The sequence below is a fragment of the Kitasatospora sp. NPDC057518 genome, assembly GCF_042802075.1.
GTDB lineage: Bacteria > Actinomycetota > Actinomycetes > Streptomycetales > Streptomycetaceae > Kitasatospora.
In genome coordinates this window covers 1-6,233 of the sequence record NZ_JBHVEU010000499.1, presented here as the reverse complement: position 1 = coordinate 6,233, position 6,233 = coordinate 1, and the positions used below count along the sequence as shown (strand labels likewise).

Genomic DNA, 6,233 nt, shown 5'->3' with positions numbered 1-6,233 from the left:
GCCCCCGCCGGAGGCCGCACCGGCCGCACCGGCCGAGCCCGCAGCGCCCGCGGCCCCCGCGGACCCGGAGGTCGCGGCGGCCGTCCCGGCCGCTGCCGCACCGCCGACGGCGGCGGCACCGCCCACGGCGGCCGCGGCGGCGCCGAACCCGCCGACGCCGATCCAGACCAGCACCCCGCCGGGCAGCAGGGCGCGCAGCCCGGTGTTGATCTCGGTCAGTTCCAGGCAGGCGGCCGTGCAGCGGTCGCACTCAGTGAGGTGCCGGCCGACCTCCGCCGAGGCCCGCTTGCGCAGCGAGCCGCGCGCGTACGCGCCGAGCCGGTTGGCGTACGCCTCGCAGGCGCTGTCCTGGCTGCCCGAGACGTGCGCCTGGAGGAACGCGGCGGCGAGCCGGTCGCGGGCCCGGTGGGCCTGGACGGCGGTGGCGTTGGCGGTCTTGCCGAGCATCACCGCGACGGTCTTCGGGGACTCCCGCTCGACCTCGGTGTGCCAGAGCACCATCCGGTCGTCCTCGGGCAGTTCGGCGTAGGCCTGCATGACCATCCGCTGGTCGGCCATCGCCATCGCCCAGGCGTCGGCGCCCGGGTCGGCGAGGTCGAAGTCGACCACGGCGGCCGAGGTCTGCGCGAACACGGCGAAGTCGTCGACGAGTTGCTCGCGCCGCTCGCTGCGGTGCCAGGCGGCGGCGACGTTGCGCACGGCGGTCAGCAGGTACGCGCGGACGGCGAACTCGGGGCCCTTGCCCGCCCGCAGCGCCTGCAGGGTGCGGGCGAAGACCTCGCCCGCGAGGTCCTCGGCGGTGAAGCTGTCCCGGCAGCAGGTACGGGCGTAGCGGCGCACCGAGTCGGCGTGCCGGCGGTAGATCTCCTCGTACGCGGTGTCGTCGCCGGCCCGCACCCGGGCGGTCAACTCGGAGTCGGAGGCCGGGCGCTCGCCGTCCACCGGGTCGGCGGGGGCGGGCACGGTCGGCCGGGCGGTGCGGCCGTCGCCGGTGAACGGTTCGCCGACGAACGCCTCGGGGGCGACGCCGCCCCGGCCCGCCGGGGCCTGCCCGGGCACCCGGCCCGGGGGCAGTGCGGCGGCGGAGGCGGAGAGCGTCTCGCGGCTGGGCATCCCGGCCTGGTCGGGGACGTGTCCGGCGGCCGAACCCGCTGCGGTGCCCGGCACTTGGGCCGTCCCGCCGGTGCTGCCGAGACTGCAGGGGCCCGCGGCGGACCCCTCGGCGGTCTCACCGGAGCGGCCCCCGAAGTCGAGGCCGTACCCGTAGTCGTTCTGTTCCTCGGCGCTCACAACGGACCCCAGATTCCACGACAGCCCCCGTAGTGTGGCAGGGCGCGCGGGAGTGCGTAGGCGCACGGTTCCCCGGCGTACGGCGCCGACGGCGCGCGAACGGCGCGCATCGGGACATTGGCTCCAACCACGGGCAAAGGATGGCATAGCGCAGGGATCGGCGGTAGCCGGACCGGTCGCCTTCCACTCCTCCGAGGGGCCGTCGCGGGGGCGTTCGCCCAGCGTGCGACGGCGGGGTGTGCGACTCCCGCACCCCGGCGCGCGCACTCGGGTCGCGCGCCGGTCCTCCTCCCAACTCCCGTGCCCGTCCGGCGTGGCGGCCCGGCCGGCCGACGGGCGTCAGCGCTCCCGCAGGCCGTCCAACAGGATCTGCAGCAGCCGGTCCGAGGGCCCGGCGACCGGCTGGCCCTCCGTCTGCGGAGAAATCGGCGAGAAACCGACGGCCGTCGGCGCGGAGACCGACGGACGGGCCGCGTGCACCGGCACCGAGGCCGTCAGCACCAGCACCACGTCCGACACCGTGACGCCCGGCCGCAGTTCGCCCGCCGCACCGGCCCGCGCCACCAGCGCGGCCAGCAGCTGGAGCAGCAGCCGGGGATCGGCGTCGGCCGCCGACGGCTCGACCGCCCCGCCGGAACGGGCCTCCTCGCCGCGCAGGTCGAAGCGGACCGCGGCCGGCGGCTCCGCCGCCCGCTGCTCGGGCACCCGGCCCAGCTCCTCCGCGTACCGGAACGCCTCCGGCGGCAGCAGCCGCCCGGCGCCGCTGCTCACCGCGCGGGCCAGGTAGCCGGCCAGCGCCTCCCAGGCGCCGTCACCGCCGTACAGCGACTCCCGCGCCTGCGCGGTCAGCCACGCCACCTCCTCGGCGGCGATCCGCTGGACCAGCACCTCCTTGCTCGGGAAGCGCCGGTAGACGGTGCCGACCCCGACCCCGGCCCGGCGCGCCACCTCCTCCATCGGCGCGCCGTAGCCGAACTCGCCGAACACCTCGCGCGCCGCCCGCAGCACGCTCTCCAGGTTCCGCCGGGCGTCCACCCGCAACCGGGCCCCCGGCACCGGCACGGCGGCCGGCGCTGGCTCGACCCGGTACGGGACGGCCGCCCGGGCCAGACCGGCCGGTGCCGTCCCGCCCAGCGGCAGGTCCACCGGGCCGCGTTGCTCGGGGACCATGCCCGGTCCGACCTGCGACGCACCCGCCCGCCCCAATACCTGCTCCTGATCCATCATCCCAACTCTCCCCCGCAGGCGTCCGAAACCGGACCCTGTCGTCGCCCGCCCCTGCACCCCCCGGTGCAGCTCGGCCCGTCAGAAGTGACCCGATGACCCATGCTCGTGCCGCCCGTCCCGATCCGGTGACCACGGTTCGTGCCGCCGTGCCGGGTCCACGTCCGGCTCGGCGCGTCGGCACCGACCGGGGCCCTGTCCGGGAACTACCCTTCCCCGGATGACCGTCCCCCAGTCGGGTTCTCACGCCAACGCTGGAACTGGCCGTAGTGGCCGCTCCACGGTGCGTCGCCGCCGATTGTCATGGCGACGGCCGCCCCGGTACACAATCCGACCATAGTTCACCACTCTCCGAGGCCGAAAGTGCGTCAGAAAGTCGCCCAGTAGGCACAACTGGCCACGACGGTCACTCGCGTCGCAACCAGCCCCGTACGGACTGTGGACAAGACGACCCCCGCCGGTCCTTCATAGGGGGCGTGATGGGGGACACCCCCGGCCGCGGGGTGGCCGGGACGAAACGTCGCATCGGCAGGAGGCGCACCATCAGGATCCTGATCGCCGGCGGCGGCTGCGCCGGAACGGCCGCCGCACTCCACCTCCAGCGCGCCCTGCGGGAACGGCTGCGGCGCGGCGAGGCGGAGATCACCGTCGTCGAGCCCCAGGCGTACTTCACCTACCACCCGCTGCTGGCCGAGGTGGCGGCCGGCTCGATCGACCCGAGACACGTGGTCGTCCCGCTGCGCCGGGTCCTGCCGGACTGCCGGGTGCTCACCGCCCGGATCACCCGGATCGAACACGCCGCCCGGCGCGCCCTGGCCGACGCCGCGGGCCCCGGCGAACCCCCCGCCCCGGTCGAACTCCCTTACGACGTCCTCGTGGTGGCCCCCGGATCGGTCTCCCGCACGGCGCCGGTGCCCGGCCTCGCCGAGCACGGCCTCGGCTTCTCCACCGTCGGCGAGGCGGTGGGCCTGCGCAACCACGTCCTGGAGCAACTCGACCTCGCCTCCGCCACCCGCGACCCGGCGCTGCGCCAGGCCGCGCTCACCTTCGTCTTCGTCGGCGCCGGCTACGCGGGCGTCGGCGCGCTCGCCGAACTGGAGGACATGGCCCGCACCGCCGTGCGCGGCTACCACAACGTCCGCGCCGAGGACCTGCGCTGGGTGCTGGTTGAGGCGACCGGCCGGATCCTCGCCGAGGAGTCGCCCGAGCTCGCCCGGCACACCCTGGGGGAGCTGCGCGAACGCGGCGTCGACATCCGGCTGAGCACCACCCTGGAGTCCGCCGCCGACCGGGTCGTGGCGCTCTCCGACGGCAGCCGCTTCGGCGCCCGCACGCTGGTCTGGACGGCGGGCGTCCGGCCGTCCCCGCTGCTGCGCGCGACCGACCTGCCGCTGGACACCCTCGGCCGGGTGCGGTGCCTGGCGACCCTGCAGGCCGTCGGACCGGACGGGCGCGCCCTGCCCGGCGTCTGGGCGGCCGGCGACTGCGCCGCCGTACCGGACCCGAACGCGGACGGCGCCCCCTGCGCCCCCAACGCCCAGCACGCCTTCGCCCAGGCCGAGCTGCTCGCCCGCAACGTCGTGGTGGCCCTGGACGGCGGCCCGCACGCCCCGGGCCTTGCCGACTACCGGCCGGGCCCCGCCGCCTGCTCGACCTCGCTCGGCCCGCACCGGGCCGTCGCCCACACCCGGCGCGGCGGCAGGCTCACCGGTCGCCGGGCCTGGTGGCTGCACCGGGCCCGGCACCTGCGGCGGCTGCCGAGCACCGAGCGCCGGGTGCGGGTGCTGATGGACTGGGTGCTGGGCGGGGTGTTCTCCCGCGAGCCGGTCTCGCTGGGCGCGATGGAGCACCCGCGTTCGGCCTTCGAGGAGGGGTTCGGCCCCAAGCCCGGACGGCCGTCCGACGCCGGCCCCGATGCTCCCCGGTGACCGCGGCCGCCGACCCGGGCCGGTGGCCGACCGGACGGCGAACCGGGGAGTGGGTCGGACGGCGGATCGGGCGGCCACGCCGGGCGCGCGACTTCCGGAACCGGGCCTCCGCCTGACAGGATCAGCCCGACCTGGTCATTACCCCGTGTGCTGCTGCGCACACAAAAAGTGATGATATGCCTGGAAAACGAGGAAGCGGCCGTCGTTTGAACCTCATGCGCTGGAGCGCCCGGCTCGCCGGAGTCCCCTGGCGTGCCCTCCCGCCCCCCGGGACCGGCACCGAGGACGGTGCGCCCTGCCCCGAGGGCGTCGTCGTGCCGGGCCCCCGCGACCCGGCCGGCCCCGCCGCCACCGCGGAGCTCCCCGACCCGCACAAGCCGCAGAACCTGCGCGAGGTCCTCAACCGCATCCCCGCCCCGGTCGCCGTCACCTACGGCCCGCTCCACCAGCTCGGCTACGCCAACCGCGCCTACCGCGAACTCTTCGGCGAACGCCCCACCGGACTGCCGGCCGCCGAGGCGCTCCCCGAACTCGCCACCATGGGCGTCCTGCCCCTGATGGACCAGGTCATCCGCGGCGGCCGCCCGCGCAGCGTCAAGGCCCGCTGCATCCTCGGCCTCACCGGCAACCGCTACTACAACGTCTCCTGCGTCCCGCTCGGCACGGGGGAGGGCGGCGACGCCCCCGCCGAGGGACCGCCCGCCGGAGTGCTGATCTTCGCCGCCGAGGTCACCGACCAGGTCCTCGCCGCGGCCCGCCTGCGCGAAGCGGAACGCCGCCAGCGCGAGGCCGCCGTCACCCTCCAGCGCAGCCTGCTCCCGCAGAAGCTCGACCAGCCGGCCGGCCTGCGGGTCGCCGCCACCTACCAGCCGGGCGGCGCCGAGGCCGCGGTCGGCGGCGACTGGTACGACGTCATCGCCATCGACGGCGGGCGCACGGCACTCGTCATCGGCGACGTCATGGGCCGCGGCCTGCGCGCCGCCGCCGTCATGGGCCAGCTGCGGACGGCGGTCCGCGCCTACGCCCGCCTCGACCTCCCGCCGCACGAGGTGATGCGCCTGCTCGACGGCCTCGCCATGGAGATCGACGCCAACCAGATCGCCACCTGCACCTACGCCGTCTGGGACCCGCGGCGCCGCACCCTCTCCTACGCCTCCGCCGGACACCTCCCCGTCCTGCTGCGCTGCCCGGACGGCACCATCCTGCGCAGCGAGGAGCAGAACGGCCCGCCGCTCGGCACCGGCGGCGGCCTGCACGTCTCCCACACCCTGCGCCTGCTCCCCGGTACGACCGGTGTCCTCTATACCGACGGACTGGTCGAGCGCCGGGACGAGGACATCGACCAGGGCCTCGACCTCCTGGCCCGCACCCTGACCGGCGCGATCGGCGCCCCCGAGGTGATCTGCGCCCGGCTGCTGCGGGCGATGGGCGTGACCTCCGAGCACGACGACGACGTCGCCGTCCTGGCCTTCCAGCTGCCGGCGGAGGAGGGCACCGAGAATTCGGTTGCGCCACTTGACCCGGCGACTCCAGAGGTCTAGTGTTCTTCGAGCTGCCTGGCAGGGAGCACCGGACACGCATCTGCGCGGACGGTCCCGCGGTGGCCAATCCTCTGAAACACCACTTCCGGTTCGTGCCGGTCGTTTGCGCTTTTCGGCGCTGTGACCTGGTGCTTATTCGGCGTGCTCGTTTTATCGGGTTGCGGTCGGATTCGCTTTTCGGAGCGGGGATCGGCTAGAGTTTGAAACGTCGGACAGGGCGTCAAACCCCGGAAGACACCGGCGAGTTGGA

At 75.5% G+C, this 6,233-nt stretch carries 3 protein-coding genes and 1 pseudogene; 2 read left to right on the top strand and 2 right to left on the bottom strand.

Going from position 1 to position 6,233, the window contains the following annotated elements; genetic code table 11:
- Both ACFU7Z_RS34345 and ACFU7Z_RS34340 read right to left on the bottom strand, forming a co-directional pair.
- A partial coding sequence (locus ACFU7Z_RS34345) for a sigma-70 family RNA polymerase sigma factor (protein WP_380781877.1) occupies nt 1–1,290 on the bottom strand: 1,290 nt, incomplete at its 3' end.
- 339 nt (nt 1,291–1,629) lie between these two features.
- The gene (locus tag ACFU7Z_RS34340; protein ID WP_380781875.1) at nt 1,630–2,517 is read right to left on the bottom strand and encodes a TetR/AcrR family transcriptional regulator; all 888 of its coding nucleotides are present in this window, start codon (nt 2,515–2,517) and stop codon (nt 1,630–1,632) included.
- A gap of 476 nt (nt 2,518–2,993) precedes the next feature.
- Between ACFU7Z_RS34340 and ACFU7Z_RS34335 the strand changes: the two genes are divergently transcribed.
- Nucleotides 2,994–4,442 carry an NAD(P)/FAD-dependent oxidoreductase gene (locus tag ACFU7Z_RS34335; RefSeq protein ID WP_380781873.1) on the top strand — a complete coding sequence of 483 codons (1,449 nt, stop codon included), beginning with the start codon at nt 2,994–2,996 and terminating at the stop codon, nt 4,440–4,442.
- A 206-nt stretch (nt 4,443–4,648) separates the two neighbouring features.
- A pseudogene (locus ACFU7Z_RS34330) lies at nt 4,649–5,935 on the top strand (PP2C family protein-serine/threonine phosphatase); the annotation flags it as partial.
- Nucleotides 5,936–6,233: the final 298 nt, after the last annotated feature.

What these genes read in the sequence shown, in the direction of transcription:
- ACFU7Z_RS34340 (WP_380781875.1), bottom strand. Translation starts at nt 2,517, where the DNA reads ATGATGGATCAGGAGCAGGTATTGGGGCGGGCGGGTGCGTCGCAGGTC.
- ACFU7Z_RS34335 (WP_380781873.1), top strand. Translation starts at nt 2,994, where the DNA reads ATGGGGGACACCCCCGGCCGCGGGGTGGCCGGGACGAAACGTCGCATC.